11 protein-coding genes and 4 pseudogenes are annotated in these 19140 nt (G+C 69.3%); 9 read left to right on the top strand and 6 right to left on the bottom strand.

The window, feature by feature from the left end; translation table 11 throughout:
- Window positions 1–5 precede the first annotated feature (5 nt).
- The gene (locus tag ACIQ7D_RS28595; RefSeq protein WP_403942291.1) at window positions 6–1109 is read right to left on the bottom strand and encodes a substrate-binding domain-containing protein; all 1104 of its coding nucleotides are present in this window, start codon (window positions 1107–1109) and stop codon (window positions 6–8) included.
- 184 nt (window positions 1110–1293) lie between these two features.
- Here ACIQ7D_RS28595 and ACIQ7D_RS28590 point away from each other — a divergent pair, with 184 nt between their 5' ends.
- The 6 genes from ACIQ7D_RS28590 (at window position 1294) to ACIQ7D_RS28565 (ending at window position 6504) form a co-directional block, all read left to right on the top strand.
- Complete coding sequence (locus ACIQ7D_RS28590; RefSeq protein WP_403942289.1) at window positions 1294–2313, top strand: hydroxyacid dehydrogenase; 1020 nt, start codon at window positions 1294–1296, stop codon at window positions 2311–2313.
- 78 nt (window positions 2314–2391) lie between these two features.
- On the top strand, window positions 2392–3657 hold the full coding sequence (locus tag ACIQ7D_RS28585; protein WP_403942288.1) for an ABC transporter substrate-binding protein: 1266 nt from the start codon (window positions 2392–2394) through the stop codon (window positions 3655–3657).
- Window positions 3654–4559, top strand: coding sequence for a carbohydrate ABC transporter permease (locus tag ACIQ7D_RS28580; RefSeq protein WP_403942285.1), 906 nt, complete (start codon window positions 3654–3656; stop codon window positions 4557–4559). The genes ACIQ7D_RS28585 and ACIQ7D_RS28580 overlap by 4 nt, the downstream gene beginning before the upstream one ends.
- Window positions 4556–5467, top strand: a complete 912-nt coding sequence (locus ACIQ7D_RS28575) for a carbohydrate ABC transporter permease (RefSeq protein ID WP_403942283.1) — start codon at window positions 4556–4558, stop codon at window positions 5465–5467. The genes ACIQ7D_RS28580 and ACIQ7D_RS28575 overlap by 4 nt, the downstream gene beginning before the upstream one ends.
- Before the next feature lie 10 nt (window positions 5468–5477).
- Window positions 5478–6233, top strand: coding sequence for a hypothetical protein (locus ACIQ7D_RS28570; protein WP_403942281.1), 756 nt, complete (start codon window positions 5478–5480; stop codon window positions 6231–6233).
- 130 nt (window positions 6234–6363) lie between these two features.
- Window positions 6364–6504, top strand: a complete 141-nt coding sequence (locus ACIQ7D_RS28565) for a hypothetical protein (RefSeq protein WP_403942280.1) — start codon at window positions 6364–6366, stop codon at window positions 6502–6504.
- Between the two features lie 64 nt (window positions 6505–6568).
- Here ACIQ7D_RS28565 and ACIQ7D_RS28560 read toward each other — a convergent pair whose 3' ends face one another.
- From ACIQ7D_RS28560 to ACIQ7D_RS28550, 3 genes are all read right to left on the bottom strand, one after another.
- Complete coding sequence (locus ACIQ7D_RS28560; RefSeq protein ID WP_403942278.1) at window positions 6569–8431, bottom strand: glycoside hydrolase family 76 protein; 1863 nt, start codon at window positions 8429–8431, stop codon at window positions 6569–6571.
- Window positions 8432–8537: 106 nt separating this feature from the next.
- Window positions 8538–10823, bottom strand: a complete 2286-nt coding sequence (locus tag ACIQ7D_RS28555) for an AbfB domain-containing protein (RefSeq protein ID WP_403942506.1) — start codon at window positions 10821–10823, stop codon at window positions 8538–8540.
- A 258-nt stretch (window positions 10824–11081) separates the two neighbouring features.
- Window positions 11082–12113: a phosphotransferase family protein gene (locus tag ACIQ7D_RS28550; protein WP_403942276.1), complete on the bottom strand. Its 1032-nt coding sequence runs from the start codon at window positions 12111–12113 to the stop codon at window positions 11082–11084.
- A gap of 214 nt (window positions 12114–12327) precedes the next feature.
- Between ACIQ7D_RS28550 and ACIQ7D_RS28545 the strand changes: the two genes are divergently transcribed.
- Window positions 12328–13365 carry a protein kinase family protein gene (locus ACIQ7D_RS28545; protein ID WP_403942274.1) on the top strand — a complete coding sequence of 346 codons (1038 nt, stop codon included), beginning with the start codon at window positions 12328–12330 and terminating at the stop codon, window positions 13363–13365.
- Window positions 13366–13531: 166 nt separating this feature from the next.
- A pseudogene (locus ACIQ7D_RS28540) lies at window positions 13532–14924 on the top strand (NF041680 family putative transposase); the annotation flags it as partial.
- 82 nt (window positions 14925–15006) lie between these two features.
- Here the strand turns inward: ACIQ7D_RS28540 and ACIQ7D_RS28535 are convergent.
- A pseudogene (locus ACIQ7D_RS28535) lies at window positions 15007–16516 on the bottom strand (ISL3 family transposase).
- A 202-nt stretch (window positions 16517–16718) separates the two neighbouring features.
- On the opposite strand from ACIQ7D_RS28535, the pseudogene ACIQ7D_RS28530 reads away from it, so the two are divergent.
- Window positions 16719–17273, top strand: a pseudogene (locus ACIQ7D_RS28530) (transposase); the annotation flags it as partial.
- 39 nt (window positions 17274–17312) lie between these two features.
- On the opposite strand, the pseudogene ACIQ7D_RS28525 reads toward ACIQ7D_RS28530, so the two are convergent.
- Window positions 17313–18988: pseudogene (locus ACIQ7D_RS28525) on the bottom strand (ISAzo13 family transposase).
- Window positions 18989–19140: the final 152 nt, after the last annotated feature.

Below are 19140 nucleotides of genomic sequence, written 5' to 3'. Positions count from 1 at the left end.
TACGGTCAGACGCCCGTCGCGGCCCTGACCGACGAGTTGCGGAGGATCAGCTCCGGCAGGACGAGCACACGCTGCACGGGATGGCGCCGCCCTTCCCGCAGCCGGGAGACCATCATCTCGACGGCCGCCCGCCCGACGCGGGACTTGGGCGGGCGGATCGCGGTCATCGCCGGTTCCGCGAGGTGGGCCACCTCGTCGTCGTAACTGACCATCGCCATGTCCCCGGGGATGGTCAGGCCCTGTTCCGTGAGGTACTGGGCGACGGACATGGCGTCGGGATCGCTGTGCACGATCAGGGCGGTGATCCGTGACGTCCGGGACCGCTCCAGGACGGACCTGATGATCTCCCGGTGGCCCGGGACGTCGAGGGCGACGCTCTCCCTGACCACGAACCCGTCCGGCAGGTCCAGCTCCGCGCACGCCTTGTGCCAGCCCTGGGCGAGATGGGCCGAGGTCGGGCTGCCCTTCGACAGCACCAGCCCGATCCTGCGGTGGCCGTGCTCATGGAGATGGCGCACGGCCATCTCCATGCCGAGCGCGTGATCGCTGCGTACCCAGCCCAACGGGCGGGGCGTCGGCGCCCACCGGTGTATCTGCCGTTCGACGAGGATGGCGGGCACCGGCAGGGAGGCGATCCAGTCGATCATCTCGTCCAGCCTCTCGCCCTCCAGGTTCGGCGCGAGCAGCAGCCCCTGGACCTGCTGCGCGGCGATCAGCCGGCCGATCTGACGGCGGTCCTCGGCCTGGTCGTAGCTCGACCCGCGCAACTGGAGCTGTACCCCGAGCGCGACGGCCGCGCTCCGCGCTCCGCTCACGATCTGCGGCCAGTAGTAGTCCAGCGAGGGCACGACCATGCCGATGGTGAACGGTGTCGACGCGGGCCGGGGACGGCGCGCGGGGACCGGATCGAGACCGGTCGCCAGGGTGGCGCCGCCGTGCACACGGGTGAGCAGCCCACGGGCGGCGAGGGCGGCGATGTCGCGCCGTATGGTCAGCTCGCTGACGCCCAGCGTCCGTGCCACCTCCCGGACCCGCAGGGAGCCGTGCCGCCGCAGCTCGTCCATCAACCGCTCCCGGCGCTGCAGGGCGAAGAGCCGCTCATCCGTCATCGGGCCACCTGACCTTGTCTCTGTTCGACTCTGAACGTTTTGGTTCGTTCGTGTGTGACCTCTAGTGAATCCGTACGCCTCACCACTATCTCTATTCCAACGTGTTCGGCAAGGAACATCTGTACGACAAGGAACGGGGCGCCGTCGGCTGCGGCCCGCGCCCATGGGAAGGACTCGACACCCGATGCAGACGAAGCCCCAAGCGCTGGTCGTGATGGACAGACAGAGCTTCGACGCGCACTTCGACGCCGCCCGACTCGAACGCTTGGCGGGTCTGGTGGAACTGGGCGAGCCGCTGTGGACCGACGACCTCGACTCCCCGCCGGTACGGGCCCGGCTGGCGGACGTCGAGGTGATGCTGACGTCGTGGGGCGCGCCCCGGCTCACCCCGGAACGGCTGACGGCCGCGCCGGCCCTCAAGGCGGTGCTGCACTGCGCGGGCAGTGTGCGCGGCCTGGTGGGGGACGAGGTGTGGCGCCGCGGCATCCGCGTGACCAGCGGCGCCGACGCCAACGCGACGCCGGTCGCCGAGTACACACTGGCGGCCATCATCTTCGCCGGGAAGAAGGCACCGTTCCTCGCGGCCGACGAACAGCGCGCCTACGGGGGCTGGGGAACGGTCACCGGCTACGGCGACCTGTCCAACTTCCGCAGAACGGTGGGGGTGGTGGGCTTCTCCCGGATCGGCCGCAAGGTCGTCGACCTGCTCAAGGTCCTCGGTGACACCACCTGCCTCGTCGCGGACCCGTACGCGGATCCGGCCGAGGTCAGCCGGGCGGGCGCGACCCTGGTCGATCTGGCGGACCTGCTCCCGCGGGTCGACGTACTGACCCTGCACGCGCCCGAACTCCCCGAGACCCGCGATCTGATCGGCGCCGCCGAGCTGAGCATGCTGCCCGACAGCGCGACCGTGATCAACACCGCGCGCGGCAGCCTGATCGACTCCGACGCACTGGCCGCGGAGTGCGAGGCGGGCCGCCTCTTCGCCATCCTCGACGTCACCGAGCCCGAGCCGCTGCCTGCCGGCTCCCCGCTCCGGCGACTGGCCCGCGTCATGATCACCCCCCATGTGGCAGGTTCGCTCGGTTCGGAGATCGGACGTCTCACGGACCACGCGATGGACGAACTGGCCCGCTGGTCCGCCCGCCAGCCGCTGCGGACGGAGATCACGGCGGAGAACTGGGCGCTGGGACTGAGCGCCTGAGCGCCTCAGCACCCGCGTGGGCGACGGCCCATGGCGCCGCAACCGGCAAGAACAGACAACTCGAAGGAGCCGCACATCATGAGGAAGACCCCAGCCAGAGCCCTGACGGCCGCCATCGCCGTGACCCTGCTCGCCGCCGGATGCGGTGGCGGAGGCGGCGGCTCCGACACCACCGCCGACGGCCGCGCGGTGGTCAAGATCGCACTGTGGAACTACGACACGACCCCCGAGTTCAAGGCGCTGATCGACGGGTTCGAGGCGGAGAACCCGAAGATCGACATACAGCCCGTCGACATCCTGGCCGACGACTACGCCGACAAGGTCACCACCATGCTCGCGGGCGGCGACTCCACCGACGTACTGACGATGAAGAACGTCACCGACTACGCGCGGTACGCCACCCGCGGCCAGTTGAAGTCGCTCGACGACGACGTGAAGGCCCTCGACAAGGCGTCCTACTCCGGACTGGAACCGTTCGACCTGGACGGCCACTACTACGCGATGCCCTATCGGCAGGACTTCTGGGTGCTCTTCTACAACAAGGCGCTGATACCGGCCGGCACCGATCTGTCGGACCTCACCTGGGCCGGCTACACCTCCCTGGCGAAGAAGATCACCAAGGGCGGGGGCGCCGCCAAGGTCTACGGCACCTACCTGCAGACCTGGCGCTCGGTGGTCCAGGCGACCGCCGCCGCCCAGACCGGCGGTGACCTGCTGAGCGGCGACTACGGCTTCTTCAAGGACCAGTACACGACGGCCCTGGACCTCCAGAAGGCCGGCGCCACGATGCCGTTCGCGACGGCCAAGAGCCAGCAGGTCACCTACAAGACCATCTTCGAGAGCGGCAAGGTCGGAATGGTGCCGATGGGGAGCTGGCTCGCCGCCGGTCTGCTGGAGGACAAGGCCCAGGGCAAGACCGACGTCGACTGGGGCATGGCGCCGATGCCGCAGATCGCCGCCGACGGGAAGGCGACGACGTTCGGCTCGCCGACCGCCTTCGCGGTGAACAAGAAGGCACGGCGATCGGCGGAGGCCGAGAAGTTCGTGAAGTGGGCCTCGGGGCCCAAGGGCGCGGAGGCCATCGCCAAGGTCGGAGTCGTGCCCGCCTACACGAGCGACGCGGTCATGAAGTCGTACTTCGCCGTCAAGGGCATGCCGTCCGACGCCCTGTCCAGAAAGGCCATGACACCGGACACCGTGAAGCTGGAGATGCCGGTCAGCGAGAAGTCCTCCGACATCGACCAGATCCTCACCGAGGAGCACGAACTCGTGATGTCCGGCGAGAAGTCCGTCGAGAAGGGCATCGAGGAGATGAACAAGCGAGTGAAGTCCGAAGTCCAGTGACCACACTCTCCGACACCACCACCGCCGGCAAGCGCCGGCGCCGGCGCAACACCCTGGTCGGCTGGAGCTTCATCCTCCCGAACTTCCTGGGCTTCGCCGCCCTGACGCTCGTCCCGGTCCTCGGATCACTGCTGCTGGCCTTCACCGACTGGAACTCGTACTCGACCCCCGAATGGATCGGGTTCGACAACTTCCGGCGGATGTTCGACGACGCCAACTTCTGGACGGCGTTCCAGAACACCTCCTGGTATGCGGCCGGCCACATCCCCCTCACCCTGGTGGCGGCCCTCGGTCTCGCGGTGCTGCTGAACCAGAAGCTCAAGGGCGTGGGAATCCTCCGCACGGCGTTCTTCTTCCCGTACATCACCTCGCTGGTGGCGGTGGCCGTCGTCTGGAACATGCTGCTGAGCCCCGAACTGGGGCCCGTCAACCAGCTCCTGACCCATCTGGGCGTCGACCATCCGCCGGGGTGGACGACCTCCACCGACTGGGCGATGCCCGCGCTGATCATCACCAGCGTGTGGCGGGACATGGGGTACTACATGGTGCTCTATCTCGCCGGACTCCAGGCCATCCCCGGCGAACTCTACGAAGCCGCACGTATGGACGGCGCCGGCCCGTGGAAGCGGTTCTGGCATGTGACGCTGCCGGGGCTGCGCCCCACCACCTTCTTCGTCCTGGTCATGCTCACGGTCTCCAGCTTCAAGGTCTTCGACCTGGTCCAGGTCATGACCGACGGCGGACCGGGACGATCGACGCTGGTGCTCTCGCAGCTCATCTTCCGCCAGGGCATCACTCAGGGCAGGTTCGGATACTCCTCGGCGATCTCCCTGGTGCTCTTCCTCCTCGTCCTGACGATCACCGTCGTACAGTTCCAGCTCCAGCGGAGGGCCGACCGATGAACACGACCACGCTGCGAAAGGACAGCACGGCGACCGCCGCCCCGCCACCGCCCACCCCGGCACCCGGCCGGCCCGCCGCCCGGAGCGGCCCGGGCAGGATCGCCGGCCAGATCCTCCTCTACGCGGGCCTGATCGCGCTCGCGGCGGCGATCCTGCTGCCCTTCGCCTGGATGCTGACATCCTCGGTCAAGACGGACAACGAGGTCTTCACCGTACCCATCCAGTGGATACCGAAGGAGTTCCACTGGGAGAACTTCTCCCAGATCTGGACCGACATCCCGCTGCTCACCTACCTGAGCAACTCGCTCTTCCTCAGCGTCGTCATCACCGCGCTCCAGGTGCTCACCGGAAGTTTCGCGGCCTACGGCTTCGCCAAGATGCAGTTCCCGGGACGCGACGCCCTGTTCCTCGGCTACATCGCGACGATCGCCGTGCCGTGGCAGGCGTACATGGTTCCGCAGTACATCATCATGGAGAAGCTGGGGCTGGTGAACACCCATCTCTCGCTGATCCTGCTCCAGGCGTTCGGCGCGTTCGGGGTCTTCCTGATGCGCCAGTTCTACCTGACCATTCCCGACGAGATCAGCGAGGCGGCACGCCTGGACGGGCTCAGCGAGTACGGCATCTGGGCACGCATGATCCTCCCGCTGTCCAAACCGGCGCTGGCCAGCCTCGCGTTGCTGACCTTCGTCAACACCTGGAACGACTACATGGGGCCGTTCATCTATCTGACGGACAACAACCTCTGGACCGTGCAGCTCGGCCTGCGCCAGTTCGTGGGGATGTACGACACCCGCTACGCCATGATCATGACCGGTTCGGTGCTCTCCGTGCTGCCGATCCTGGTGGTCTTCCTCCTCGGGCAGCGCTACTTCGTGCGAGGAATCGCCACCAGCGGAATCAAGTGAGGGGCGGACGATGAGCGGCGCACCCGTCACCGCCCGGCGACCCCGGCTCAATGTGGGGTACGGGTCCTGGGACCTGATCTGGTCGTTCGTCCACCGGGTCCTGGTGGTCAACCTCGGCCTCGCGGCGGCGAACCTGCCGCTGCTGGTCGCGCTGTACGTGGCCCACCAGCCATGGCGGTACCCGGTGTTCTTCGGGCTGCTGTCGCTGGGCATCGGACCGTCGCTCGCCGCCGTGTTCGGCTATCTGCGCCGGGCCGACGACGACGAGCGGGCCCCGGCCGCCGAACTGCCGCGCGCCTACCGCCGCCTGTTCGGCCGGGCGCTGCTCCGATGGACGCCGTGCGTCCTGCTGATCGCCATGGCCGCGACCGATGTGGCCGTCCTGCGCGACTCCGCCTGGGGGCTCGCGCTGGCACCCCTGCTCGTCGTGGCGGTACTGGTCACCGCGGGCTCCGGCATCGTGGCGATGGCCACTCTGGCGTACGACGCGCCGCACACGCGCGGACGCCCTCTCCTGGCGGCCGCGTACGCGCTGCTGCGCCGCTGGCCGCTCGGGCTGATGAACCTCGGGCTGCTCGCGGTCGCTCTGGTGATCGTCAATCAGGCGCCGCTGCTCGGCCTGGCCGTCGTGCCCGGCTGTGTGCTGTCCGTCGTCTGGCACAACTCCCGCGCCATGATCGAGTCGACGGCCCCGGCGGCGGCAGGGGCGGACGGCCCGGACGGCGCGGCCACCCGGCCCGACGACCGGGCGGGGACTCGGCGGTGAGGCCGTCGCGCCGCCCCCTCGGTCGCACCGAGCGGCCGTACCGAACAGCCGACCGCCCGTGCCGGTCAGGGGGCGCGGGCGGTACGGTGGCTGTCGGATCCGGATGGGGGCGGCCGTGGCGAGATTCTGGATGGTACTGGCGGTACTCTTCGCGGCCCTCGCCGTCGGCAGCATCGCCGCCAAGGAGCCCGGCGCGCCGATCGGCGCCGGTGACCTGGCGATCGCCGGGCTCCTCGCCTGCCTCGCCTGGGGCTGCTGGAAGGCCCGCTGAGCGTGGGGCCGGGCGCGCACTTCCCACCCACGCCCCGGCGGGCCCGTAACGGACAGCCCCGCTCTCAGCCCGAACCGGGGAGCCCCTCCGCCGCCGTCAGCGCCTCCAGCGCGCCGGCCTGGGTGCGCCAGTCGGCCGGGTTGGGGGACGCGCCGGCCCAGCGCTGGCCGAGACGGTTGAGGGAGTCCCGGTCGGTGGACCAGACCGAGTCCGCCTGCCTCCTGATGTACGCCTGGTAGGAGGCCGACCCGGTGGCGTCCGCCAGATCGGACAGATGCCGCATGAAGATGCCCTTGAACTGCTTCTGGTTGTCGTCGCAGGACCTGGTGCCGAGGTCGCAGGACTCGGTCAGCACCCCACCGGTGGTCAGCGCCGGCGAGGAGATCGCGGCATCGGCCAGACGCCTGGCCGTGTCCAGATACCGGCCGCTCCCGGTGGACCGCCAGAGCTGGGTGAAGGCGCCGATGGCGAGGCCCTGGTTGTAACTCCACACCGTCTGCCCGTTGTTGGCACAGCCGCTGGTCAGCCCGTCATTGACCAGCCCCGAGGAGTTGATCAACCCGCTGGTGAGGTACCAGTGCGCCGCCGTGGCCGCGCGGGCGCCCCACACGGTGTCACCGCTCAGCCGCTCGTGCAGCGAGACCGTCAGCCACAGGTGGAGCCCGCTGGTCACAGCGTTCTTGTAGGTGTGCTCCCGGTCCCACCACACCCCGCCGCCGCACGTACCGGTGTCCCAGTGCCGCTGGACGTACGAGGTGATCGTGACCGCCTCGTCCAGATAGCGCCGCTCGCCCGTGTAGTCGTACGCCGCCAGCCAGGCCACCGCCCACCAGGCCGCGTCGTCCACCGCCCGGCTGATGAAGTGGCCCTCGACCGGGTCCGAACCGCGCGCCCCCGCGGGGAAGACGCCGCGGTTCTGCTCGAAGGTACGGGAGATCGCCCAGTCGAAGTCGCGCCGCCCGGTCCGCTCGGCGAAGTCGACCACCGAGGTGAGCGCGACGGCCGAGTTCCACCAACTGCTCCGCCACCAGCCCTCATCGGTACGGTACGACGCCATCAGCGTGTCCGCGGCAGCGCGCGCCCGGGTCGGCGCGGGCCTGACCCAGGCCGTACAAGCGCCCTCCTGGTGGGAGGCCTCGCGACCGCAGGCCCGCACCGCCCCGCCGTACAGCAGCCCGCGCGGGTCCCGGGTGGCGAACAGGCCGGTCCTGGCCGAGGCCGCCCCGGACCGCACGCTCGTACGGCCGAGGGAGGAACCCTCGGGCCAACTCGTACCGCCGTCCCAGGAGCGGTCCAGCCAGATCTCGTCGCCCGCGCCACCGCTCTCGATGACACCCCAGGCCATGCCGCTGCGCTGGTCGACGTGGAGACTGATCGCGCGCCCGAAGAGGCCGGCCGACGGTACGGGGGTGTCGTCGCCCGGCACACCGGCCGGATCGGCGCCGTCGCAGGACGAGCCGTCGCACACCGTCGGATACACCCAGTCGGTGCAGCCGACGGCGGCGGCGTCGCCGCAGGCGCGGATCCAGCCGCGCCGGTGCCCCACCGGGTCGGTGATGTTGTACATCAGCGTGCGGGTGCCGGTCCAGGTGCCGGGGATGCTCGCCTTGCCGAGCAGCGGTTCCCAGGTGGCGCCCCGGTCCCAGGACCGGTCCAGCCAGACCGAGTCGCCGCTCACACCGCGGTCGATGCTCGCCCAGGCCATGCTGTCCGGGTCGGAGACATGCAGCCGGAGGATCCGGCCGTTGATGTTCCGCTCCGGCACCGGGAAGGCGTCCCGCCGCGCCTTCGAGGGATCCAGGGTGTCGCACGCCAGGGCGCAGACCGGCGTCGCGGCGTGGGAGGGGGCGGGGAGGGCGACCAGCCCGGTCACTGCCAGGAACAGGGCCAGGAGACCGCCGATGAAGGGGTGGTTCCGCGCTGACATGACGTACCGCCTTTCGATGAGGGGCCGTACGCGGAAGGGAAGGGGCGGCCGCCCCCTGCGGGTGACCGCCTGAGGCGGCTCGGGCCGCAGGGGGGAGCGGCCGTGCTCAGGGGGCCCAGGGCGCTGTGATCACCCAGGTGGTGTCCGGGACGAGACCGGCCGGGCTGTCCCAGGCGTGCGTGCCGCCCTGCTGAGCCAGCCACAGCTCCGCGTTGATGTGCCGCAGGTACTGGCGGGGGAAGTTGGCGGCCGACAGCCGGATGCCGCCGCTGCCCCGCACCGGGCACCAGGTCGCGTCCTCCTTGTGGACCGGCGAGTTGTCGCTCGCGTCGCGCCGGACGCGGAAGTCGCGGTGGCGCAGATACTCACCGGGGTAGTTGCGGGACTCGAAGGAGTAGCAGAGCCGGTTGGCGAGACCGGGCTTCACCTTCCAGGTGGCGTCCGCCTTCAGCAGGGCCGTGCTGCCCGCGGTCACCACCTCGGTCGAGCCGAGCCCGTCGTAGTGGCGTACGTAACGGTCGGTGTACCCCGGTGTGGTCACCCGGACCGACACGTACTGCTCCAGCGCCAGTTCGACCGCAGGGCCCACCGTGCGGGACGCCGTGATGAGCGCCTGGTTGGCGGCGCGGACGCGGGCCTCGTCGACCTTGACGGCCTGACGGTCGTAGGTCAGCAGGCCGTTCGTCTCGTTCTCGACATCGGCGATCTGCGTGTACACGGCCGCCGACAGGCCGCCCGCGGGCAGCGAGTTCTCCCGGATACCGTCGAACAGCCCGACGAGCCGGTCGTTCAGCGCGGCCAGGCTCGGCTGGTCCTCGTAGCCCCACCCGCCGCCCGGGTACCACTCGTGGCCGGCGACCCGGAAGCCGAGACCGCCGTACTCGCCGAGCACGGACGCGCGCACCGGCTCCGTCGGGGTGTTGCCGGGACCGACGTAGTTGTGGTTGTCGACCACGTCACCGTTGCCGCCGTCCTGGGCGCCGCAGCAGTTGACGCCGCTCATGTTGTCGACCAGCCGGGAGGGATCGTACGCCTTGACCATGTCCGTGACGCGGGCCTGGTCGTACTGGCCCCACCCCTCGTTCTGGTCGACCCACATGATCAGCGAGGGTGAGCTGCGATGCTGGTCGATGACGGCGCGGAACTCGCTCTCCCACTGGACGCGGGCCGCGGCGGACGGGCTCTTGCCGGTGTCCATGGCGGGCATGTCCTGCCACACCAGCAGCCCCAGCCGGTCCGCCCAGTAGAACCACCGCTGCGGCTCGACCTTGATGTGCTTGCGGACCATGTTGAACCCGAGGTCCTTGTGCTTCTGCAGGTCGTGGCGGAGCGCCGTGTCGGTGGGCGCGGTGTGCAGGCCGTCCGGCCAGTAGCCCTGGTCCAGGGTGCCGGTCTGGAAGACGAACGAGCCGTTGAGCACCGGCCGCCGCACGCCGCCCACGTCCCGCACCGCGACGGACCGCATCCCCGCGTACGATCCGACCCGGTCGCCGCCCGCGCCACCGGTGAGCTCGGCCGTGACCTCGTACAGGAACGGATCCTCCGGTGTCCACAGCCGGGCATCCGGCACCGGCACGGAGAACTGCCGGCCCACCGTCCCCGTGGCGCCGCCCACCTGCGTACCCCCGTCGGCGACGGTGACCTCGACACCCGCCCCGTCGGCCCCGGCCGCGCGCACCGTCACCCGCAGGGTGTTGTCCTGGAGATCCGGGACCAGGTCGAGCCGGGTGATACGCGCGGCGGCGGTCGGCTCCAGCCAGACGGTCTGCCAGATCCCGGATGTGGCGGCGTAGAAGATGCCGCGCCCGGCGTGCGGGGTGACGTCCTGGATACGCTGCTTGCCGACGGCCTGGCCGCCGGTCTGCGTGGCGTCGTACGCGGCGACGACGATCGTGTTGGTGCCGCCGTTCAGCAGCGGCGTGATGTCGTACGAGAACGAGTCGTAGCCGCCGCGGTGGACGGCGCCGGCCTGCTGCCCGTTGACCCAGACCGTGGTCTCCCAGTCGGAGGCCCCGAAGTTGAGCTGGGTGTGCCGGCCGCTCCAGCCGGCCGGCACGGTGAAGGTGCGCTTGTACCAGAGCTTGTCGTTCTCGGTGATCTTCCGCTGGATACCGGAGAGCGCGGACTCCGGTGCGAACGGCACCCGGATCCGCTCACCGAACGCCGCGGGCCGCGCGGCGTCGCGAGAGGTGACGGCGAAGTCCCAGATGCCGTTGAGGTTGGCCCAGTCGGGCCGGGTGAGCTGCGGTCGCGGATACTCCGGCAGCGGGTTGTCGACCGGGACCTGGTCGGTCCACGGCGTCGTCATCGGCGCGGGCTTCGGCGCCCAGGCGACCGCCGTGGCCTCGGCGGGGCCCGTCTGCGAGGCGAGCAGGCCGGTGACGGCGAACACCCACGCGGCGGCGCCCGCCACGGCGCGCCGCCAGGTCCGCGCGGCCCGGGGGAGTCGGGTGGTACCGGGAGACCCGTCGGGGGACAAGAGGCTCAGCACAGTGATCGCTCCAGGTCCGGGTGGCCGGGGAACGCCACCCGCGGGACGGCGGAACGTGCCCAGCACGCGAGAACTTGCTGCGCGAACACCACAGCACTCACCGGGCGACAAGTCCAGACCCTCTGCGGACAACGGTGTCGTTCCCGGGGAGGCGCCCGGCTACGGCCGTCGCGAGGGAAGTGGCTGGAGGGCGGGCCAACGATCGAGCATGGTGGCACACATGGCCATGGCGAGCCGGCCGAGATCCGTCAGCTCGCCCCTTCCAGTGGTCATCCGGCTGACGATCCGCAGACGGTGCACCAGCCGCTGACGGGCCGTCGCGGTGCCCCACTCCCAGTCGCGGTACGGGAGTTCACCGAGGTGATCGACGGTGCCACGCTGGGCGCGCTGCACCAGGGCGTCGCCCCGCAGCAGCCACCCGGCACACGCGTCCGTGAGATCGCCGTGGACCTCGGTGCCGGTGGCGTCGTGCCAGGCGGTGCGGTAGGCGCTCTCGGCCGCGTCCAGGAGGGCGGGGGCGGGAGCGGTGGCACACCAGCAGGTCGGGAAACCGATGCGCAGATAGGCGAGTTCCATGAGCCCGTTGCCCAACGCGGCCTGTTCGAAGTCGATGAACCGCACACCGGCGCTGGTGTGCATGTCGTTGCCGGGACAGGGATCGCCGTGCAGCAGGGCATGACCCTCGGCCCGGGCCAGACGGTTCACCAGGGCGTCCGCCTCGTCCCGAGCGCCGCCGGGCACCACCACACCGAGCGTCCGGGCAAGCCGGAGGAAGGAGCCGACATCATCCTGGGTCGGCCCCGACCAGGCAGGGAGACCGCTCGCGTCGGCGTCGTCGTGGGCGGCGGCGTGGAGCCGGGCCAACGCCGCCGCGTACTCCACCGGCCAGTCCTCGCGCGGCTCCTGATACTCCACGTACTCCAGGACCAGCACCCGTTCGCCCGGATCCGTCCCCAGGAGCACCGGCACCACGGGCGGGTCGACCCGGGACGCGAGCCGCAGGGCGGCCACCTCGCGCGCATATCTCTCGGCTGCTTCCGGACCGTCGACGAGCTGCTTGACCACCACGGGGACGCCCGACAGTTCGGCCCGCCACACACGTGATCGCGGGCTGCTGCCCAACCTGTGGGCTCGCCGGGGCGTACCCAACTCTTCCCTGAGTTTCTCGCCCATCGGCAGTCGCGACGACACGGCCGCATTCTCCCATGCGTCGAACACAACCACCGGCCGGGCGAGGCCAGAGCGTGCTGTGCGAGTTCCGGGACGCGAAGGGACACAGGGGTATGGATCGCCGTACTTCCCGGGCCCGGCACGTCCCTTCCCCGTGGTCACTCTCGGCCGGAGTACGTCACCATGGAAGGCCGAGGCCGATGCCCAGGTGGAGGCAGCAGTGAAGCCGCTTGACATGTCCCACACCGCACGCCTGACCGCCTACGGCGCCGTCTCCACATCCCTGGCCCTGTGCGATGACCGCACGCTGCGCGAACGTGTGGACACGGCGGACCCGCTCGGCTCCGGCATCGGCGGAAAGTCGGCCTTGCTGGAGATCGACGGAACCCCTGTCTTCGTGAAGAGGGTGCCCCTCACCGATCTGGAGAGGAGACCGGGCGCCGTTCGGTCCACGGCGAACGTCTTCGCGTTGCCGCTCTTCTGCCAGTACGGCATCGGCGGGCCGGGCTTCGGTGCCTGGAGAGAGCTCGCGGTGCACACCATGACGACGAACTGGGTCCTCACGGGGGAACGCGACAGCTTCCCCCTGATGTACCACTGGCGGGTACTGCCCGATTCGACACCTCTGCCCGAGGAACTGGCCGATGTGGAAAGGGCTGTCGCTTACTGGGGCGGCGGACCGCAGGTGCGTCGCCGGATCGAGGGCCTGCGGAAATCCTCGGCGAGCGTCGCGCTGTTCCTGGAGTACATTCCGCGGAATCTGCACCGATGGCTTGGCCGGCAGATGGACACCGGCGGCGACGCCGCGGACCGGGCCTTGGCCATGGTGGAACGGGAATTGGGGGCGGGAATCTCGTTCATGAACAGCCGGGGCCTTCTGCACTTCGACGCCCACTTCGAGAACATCCTGACCGACGGGCGGCGCCTGTTCTTCACGGACTACGGCCTCGCGCTCTCCTCCCGATTCGAGCTGTCCCGGGAGGAGACCGAATTCTTCGACCGGCATCAGACCTACGACCGCTGCTACACAGCCGCCTACCTGGTGAACTGGCTGGTCACCGCCTTGTACGGATACGGAAGAGAGGAACGCGAGGCGCAGGTGCGCGCCTATGCCCGAGGCCGGCGCCCCACCGGAGCCCCGGAGACTGCCGCGGCGATTCTCGCCCGTGACGCGCCGCTCACCACGGTGATGGCGGACTTCTTCCGGAAGCTGCGGCACGACAGCAGACAGACCCCGTACCCGCTGGAGGAGATCCGCGGCCGGGTCATATGAACGCCTGCCTCTCGCCTGGCAGTCCCCGTCAGCTTGTTTTTCCTCCGGCCTCGAACGGCGTCTCGAACTGGGTTGCTCACCTGGGGATTCGCCGGACGTGGGGGCGGCCTTCGTCTGATCATGTGCTCCGCCCAAGGTGCACGTGCCCAAGACGAATGCCTTGAGGGTGAGTCTGCTGCCTGATGCTGTCCGGAGGGAAGCGTTCGTGGATGCGTCACGCGTCCGGGGCGAGTTCTACGAGTGCCTGACCGCCCGGCGCGACGAGTTGTTCGGTGAAGTCCCCGGTGGACCTGACGCTGCTGCCCGAGCATCGTCGGGGCACGGAGCGATGTACGGCGGCCTGAACCACGGCCGGATCGATGTCGGCCGGCTGCGGGCGGTGCTGGCCGGGCTGCCGCGTTTCGACGGCGGGCGCCTCGTCCTGGCGGTCGATGTGTCGCCGTGGCTTCGCTCGGACGCGCCGTGTTCGGCGGCGCGCCTGTTCTGCCACGTCTACGGCCGGGCGAAGACGGCTTCACAGTTCATCCCGGGCTGGCCCTACTCCTTCGTGGCCGTGCTGGAGCCGGGCGCCACGTCCTGGACCGCGATCCTGGACGCGGTCCGGCTCGGCCCGGTGGACGATGCGACCGCGGTCACCGCAGCCCAGCTGCGGGGTGCCGTCGAGCGGCTTATCACCGCTGGCCAGTGGCAGACCGGGGACCCGCATATCGTGATCGTCAGCGACGCCGGCTACGACGTCACCCGCCTTGCCTGGGTCCTGCGCGACCTTCCCGTCGAGATGGTCGGCCGGGTCAGCTCCGACCGCGTCATGCGCTTGCCGAAACCACCGAGGCTGCACGGCGTCAACGGCCGGCCGCACAAACACGGCCCGGAGTTCCGCTTCACCAAACCGGAGACCTGGCCCGAGCCCACGATCACCACGGTCACGGACACCACCAACTACGGCAAGGCCGAAACCCGACCGGGTCCATCCCCGGCTCACCCACCGTTCCTCATGGCTGGATCACGATGGTGAACTACCCCTGGTCGAGGGCGACGTTGATGTGGTTGAAGGTCGAGCATCCATCGAAGGACCGAGATGTCTCGCCGGTGTGGTTGTGGTCCTCGAAGACCGGCGCCACTCCGGACGATGTGGACCGCTTCTGGCAAGGATTTCTCCGCCGCTTCGATCTGGAGCACACCTTCCGATTCGCGAAACAGACCCTCGGCTGGACCACACCGGAACTCCGCACCCCGGAGGCCGCGGACCGCTGGACCTGGATCCTGATCGTCGCCCACACCCAGCTCCGCCTGGCCCGGCCGCTCGCCGTGGATCTCCGCCGACCTTGGGAGGAACCCGCCACCTCCGACCGTCTCACCCCGGCCCGGGTCCGTCGGGGGTTCAGGAACATCCGCACTCGCCTCGCCTGCCCGGCCCGTGTTCCCAAACCACGAGGCACCGGACCCGGACCGGACGGCCACCCGGCGCCAAGAACAGAAACCGGGCACCCCGCCACGACGTCGGCAAGACCGTCAAACGCCCCGAGACGCTCAAGGCCATCGGCAAGCCCGGAAGATCTGGGTCTGTACGCTCACCGGCTCTGGCAGGAGTGTCTAATATCAACGGCCCTGTCTCACATTCGGTGGTGACGGAGCGTGCCGCTATCCGAGGAGGATGCGGTGGCGAAGAAGGGTGAAGCCTGCTCGTCCGTGCATCTGGCGCGCGATCCGCTTGGTCTTGGTGTTGACGCCCTCGGTGGGGCCGTTGCTGTACGGAAGTGTGAGGGCGGCGTTTACGGCGTCGCGGTCTCGTTGTAGACCTCGGGCGAAGGCATGCAGGTGGGGCAGGGCCGTGCCGCGGACCTGGACGATCCAATGTGAGAGCGCGTCGGCATTGTCGGCGTGAGGTGCAAGGAGCGGGGCGAAGTTGCTGACAGCTGCCGCCAGTTGGATCATCTCGGGGCAGGCGGCGGTGAGCTTGGCCAGGAGCTCGTGTTGCTCGGCCTTGAGGTTGTCGGGCCTGGTCAGCAGCATCCGGGCGAGCCGGCGCGGGGAGATATGGCTGCGGTCGGCGTCCGCGCGGCCTTGGTTGATGTACTTGTGCAGGAGGTTCAGGCAGCCCGTGAAGCCCAGGGTTTTGATCTCTTCGAAGAGGTGCAGGACGGGGACGCCAGGGTCCTCGGCCCGGCGCTTTCGCAGGTGCTCACGGTAGGGATCGACCAGGCTGGCACGGTACTTGGGGACGCGGAGCATCCGCTCGGGCCGATCCGCACGGGCGTAGCGTTTGACGGTGTTCAGGGCCAGTTGCAGGCGGCGGGCGCATTCGAGCAGGCCCACGCCCTGTTCGAGCAGACCGTGGACCTGGTGCCAGCGTTCCAGGGTGGTCTGGGCGCGGGGGCCGTCGTAGATCGGTGCGTCCAGTACGGTGGCCCAGCAGGTGCTGTGTGCCTTCACGTCGCCGAGGGCGGCTTCACACAGGTTCTTCCACAAATGCCACCGATCACCGACCTGCGTCGCACGGGGCAGAGCGCGGCGGATGGCCTCGGCGTAGGTCGCCGAGCCGTCACGGCACACGACCTCGACGCCCGGATGTTCACGCAGCCACGCTTCCAGGGTGTCGGCCGTGCGGTCGGGCAGCACGGCGATCCGCTCGTGGGTCTCGGCGTCGATGATCACGGTGGCATAGCGGTGGCGCCGACGCAGAGCGAAGTCGTCGACGCCGATCACGCGGGGCGTCCGCGCTGCGGGCAGCGGGATGCGCAGCAGGGTACGCAGAGCCGTATGACGCGAGACGCCCGCCGCGAGTATCGCCAGCAAACGGGCCCCCGGCCCGGCCCGCTAACTCCTCGACCACGGCCTTGACTTGCCTGGTCAGACGAGTGGTGCGCCGCTGGTATCGGTCGAGCACTCCGGGCACCTGCTCGCGGAAGGTATGTCGGCAGCCGCGCGTGGGGCACACCAGACGCCGCACCCGCACACGGACCACCACCCGCCTCCCGTCGACCGGCACATCAGCCACAGTCCACCAGTGATAGCCGTGCACCCGCCCCGACGACACCCCGCACACCGGACACGGCGCCATGTCCTGCGGCGTCCGCGCCCACACCACGATCCGCTCACCCTCGCCGACCACGTCGTCTATGACCAGCGGGCACAAGCCCGAAAACACCATCTTGACCAGCTCGTTGACATCCCTCACACCAATGTCAACGACCTTGGCAACCCTCCGTCACCACCGAATGTGAGACAGGGCCTAATCAACGGCGGATCTGATGATCAAGGAGATGCGTCTGATGACGGAGACCGCCGTGGAGAACGGGCAGGCCGAGCGGGTGGTTCAGGCCCAGTCGAGTGCGGTGTCGGACGAGCAGCTCGTTGACGACGTGCTGATGCTGGTCTGTGACGGGCTCAAGGGCCTGCCCGAGGCCGTGGAGACCGTCTGGCCCCGCACAATTGTCCAGATGTGTGTGGTCCACCTGCTGCGCAACTCGTTCCGTTACGCGGCCCGCCAGGACTGGGACAAGGTCGCCAAGGCACTCAAGCCCGTCTACACGGCCCCCAGTGAGGAAGCGGTGACGGAGCGGTTCGGAGAGTTCCAGGAAGCCTGGGGCCGGAAGTATCCGGCGATCACCAAGCTGTGGGAGAACGCCTGGGCCGAGTTCGTCCCCTTCCTCTCCTTCGACGTCGAGATCCGCAAGGTCATCTGCAGCACGAACGCGATCGAGAGCGTCAACGCCCGCATCCGCAGGGCCGTCCGCGCCCGCGGACACTTCCCCAACGAGGCCGCCGCGTTGAAATGCATCTACATGGCCCTGATGAGCCTGGACCCGACCGGCAAGGGCCGCAAGCGGTGGACCGTGCGCTGGAAGGCGCCCCTGAACGCCTTCCAGATCGCCTTCGAAGGCCGCCTGACCCCGAACAACAACTGACACCTCAACAACCAAGATCAGCCGTTAAGGGCTTGCCGATCAATAACTCGCCGTCTTGATCTCCGGTTTGGGGCTGCCGAGGTGTGTGGTGAGGTCGTCGAGGGTGGTCAGTTGCGTCTCGGCGGGTTCGATGGCGTGTCCGATGTCGTGGAGGAGCCGGCGGGTTTGGCTGATGGCCCGGTTGAGGGTCACGGGTGTCACGGTGAAGAGCGGGGCGATGACGACCTGGGGGAGCCTTGAACCTCTGGTAGGGGATGGTGGCCAGGAGACGGTCGACGAGGGTGAGGCCGGGGCGTCGACCGGTGTAGAGGCCGGCGGCAGGGGTCTTCTGCCGGTCGCCGCCGCGTCGCTGATGGAGGTCTGTTTCCCGCTGAGCCGCGCGGGCCACTGCCAACTCGGTGACCAGCGAGTCCCACTGTTCGTGCGGGATGCCGGTGAGCCCGGGATGGATCAGCCAGTCGCGGCCGGGGCCGGCTTCGTTCTGGGGCGGGATCGGAAGGACGCCGTCCCGGCGGTGTTCCTGGGGGTGGAGGGTCGCCGTGCCAGTCATGGCGGCTCAGTGGCAGGGCGTTCAGCTGCCCGTCACTGATGCGGACGCCGGTCTCGTAGAGGGCGGTGTCGAGTTCGGCGCGGACTGTCAGTCCCGTGCGGGTGGTGGTCGCTGCGATGCTGTTCACGATGACTTCATGGCTGGTCAGCGGCCTGCCCCGCCAGTTCAACGTGATGTGGGAGAACAGTCGGTGCTCGATTCGGTTCCGCTTGGATGTGCCCGGAGGAAAGTGACACACGGTGATCTCCAGGCCGGTCTCGACAGCCAGCGCGGCCAGCTCGAACTTCCAGGCCCGGGTGCGGTAGCCGTTGGAACCGCCCGCGTCCGCGGTGATCAGCAGACGGTGCGAGCGCGGGTAGGTGTCACGCCCGACCGCGTGCCACCAGCGGCGGACGGAGGCGACGGCGAAGGCTGCGGTGTCGTGGTCGGTGCCGACGTTGACCCAGCCCATGTCCGCGGTCAGGTCGTAGATCCCGTATGGGATCGCCTTGCCCGGATCGGCATCGGGAAAGTCGTGGGTGCGAACCCGGACCGGATCACCTTCGCGACACCACTCGTGGCCGGCGTTCTTGTAGTTGCCGACCAACTCCTTCTTCTTGGTGTCCACGCTGATCACCGGGTCTCCGGCAGCCTGGAAGTTCTTGGCCTGACCGTTGATATAGCGGAACTGCGCATCAGGGTCAGGGTGTTGGGCACCTTCGATGGTCTTGGCGTTGCCCTGGAGACTGAAGCCCTCCTCGCGCAGCACGGCCGCCACGGTGTCCGCCGACACCCGGTGCCCCTGCCGGGTCAGCTCGGCAGCCAGTTGCCGGGTCGACTTCGTCGTCCAGCGCAGCGGCGACATCGGGTCCCCGCGTACATCCGGTTCCACCAAGGCCAGCAGCGCCGGCCGAAGGCCCGGATCCAGGTCCACTGCACGCTTGCGGCCCCCACCGGACCGGCGCACCCGCCCCAACGGCGCCTCGCCGGACTCCAGTTCCGTCACCCCGCACGACACGGTGCCCTCCCGGACTCCGGCCGCACGAGCGACCAGCCTGATGCCTCCATGGCCCAGCGAACGCGCTTCCGCTCCTATGGCCAGCCGCCGCTGCCGCTCGTCGAGATGCGGGAACAGCGTCGCGAACTTCGCGGCCAGGGCCGCCTCGATCCCCTCCGGACTCCCCATACCATGACAACGAGCCACGAAGCCGGAAGCGACGGCTTGTTTCCCGGCAAGCCCTAATACTGCAACCGTGCTTGTAGTGACGGTGTGACGTCGTGGTCGTTGTGCTTGTCATGGGTGGGGACCTCGGGATCAGTGACGTGCGGCGGTGGGCG

The organism is Streptomyces sp. NPDC096310 (assembly GCF_044763125.1).
Lineage (GTDB): Bacteria > Actinomycetota > Actinomycetes > Streptomycetales > Streptomycetaceae > Streptomyces.
This window is presented reverse-complemented; position numbering and strand designations above follow the sequence as displayed.

Excerpts from the sequence above, each read along its gene's own strand:
- ACIQ7D_RS28565 (WP_403942280.1), top strand. The coding sequence starts at position 6,364 with ATGGTACTGGCGGTACTCTTCGCGGCCCTCGCCGTCGGCAGCATCGCC.
- ACIQ7D_RS28570 (WP_403942281.1), top strand. The coding sequence starts at position 5,478 with ATGAGCGGCGCACCCGTCACCGCCCGGCGACCCCGGCTCAATGTGGGG.
- ACIQ7D_RS28575 (WP_403942283.1), top strand. The coding sequence starts at position 4,556 with ATGAACACGACCACGCTGCGAAAGGACAGCACGGCGACCGCCGCCCCG.
- ACIQ7D_RS28590 (WP_403942289.1), top strand. The coding sequence starts at position 1,294 with ATGCAGACGAAGCCCCAAGCGCTGGTCGTGATGGACAGACAGAGCTTC.
- ACIQ7D_RS28545 (WP_403942274.1), top strand. The coding sequence starts at position 12,328 with ATGTCCCACACCGCACGCCTGACCGCCTACGGCGCCGTCTCCACATCC.
- ACIQ7D_RS28595 (WP_403942291.1), bottom strand. The coding sequence starts at position 1,109 with ATGACGGATGAGCGGCTCTTCGCCCTGCAGCGCCGGGAGCGGTTGATG.
- ACIQ7D_RS28560 (WP_403942278.1), bottom strand. The coding sequence starts at position 8,431 with ATGTCAGCGCGGAACCACCCCTTCATCGGCGGTCTCCTGGCCCTGTTC.
- ACIQ7D_RS28585 (WP_403942288.1), top strand. The coding sequence starts at position 2,392 with ATGAGGAAGACCCCAGCCAGAGCCCTGACGGCCGCCATCGCCGTGACC.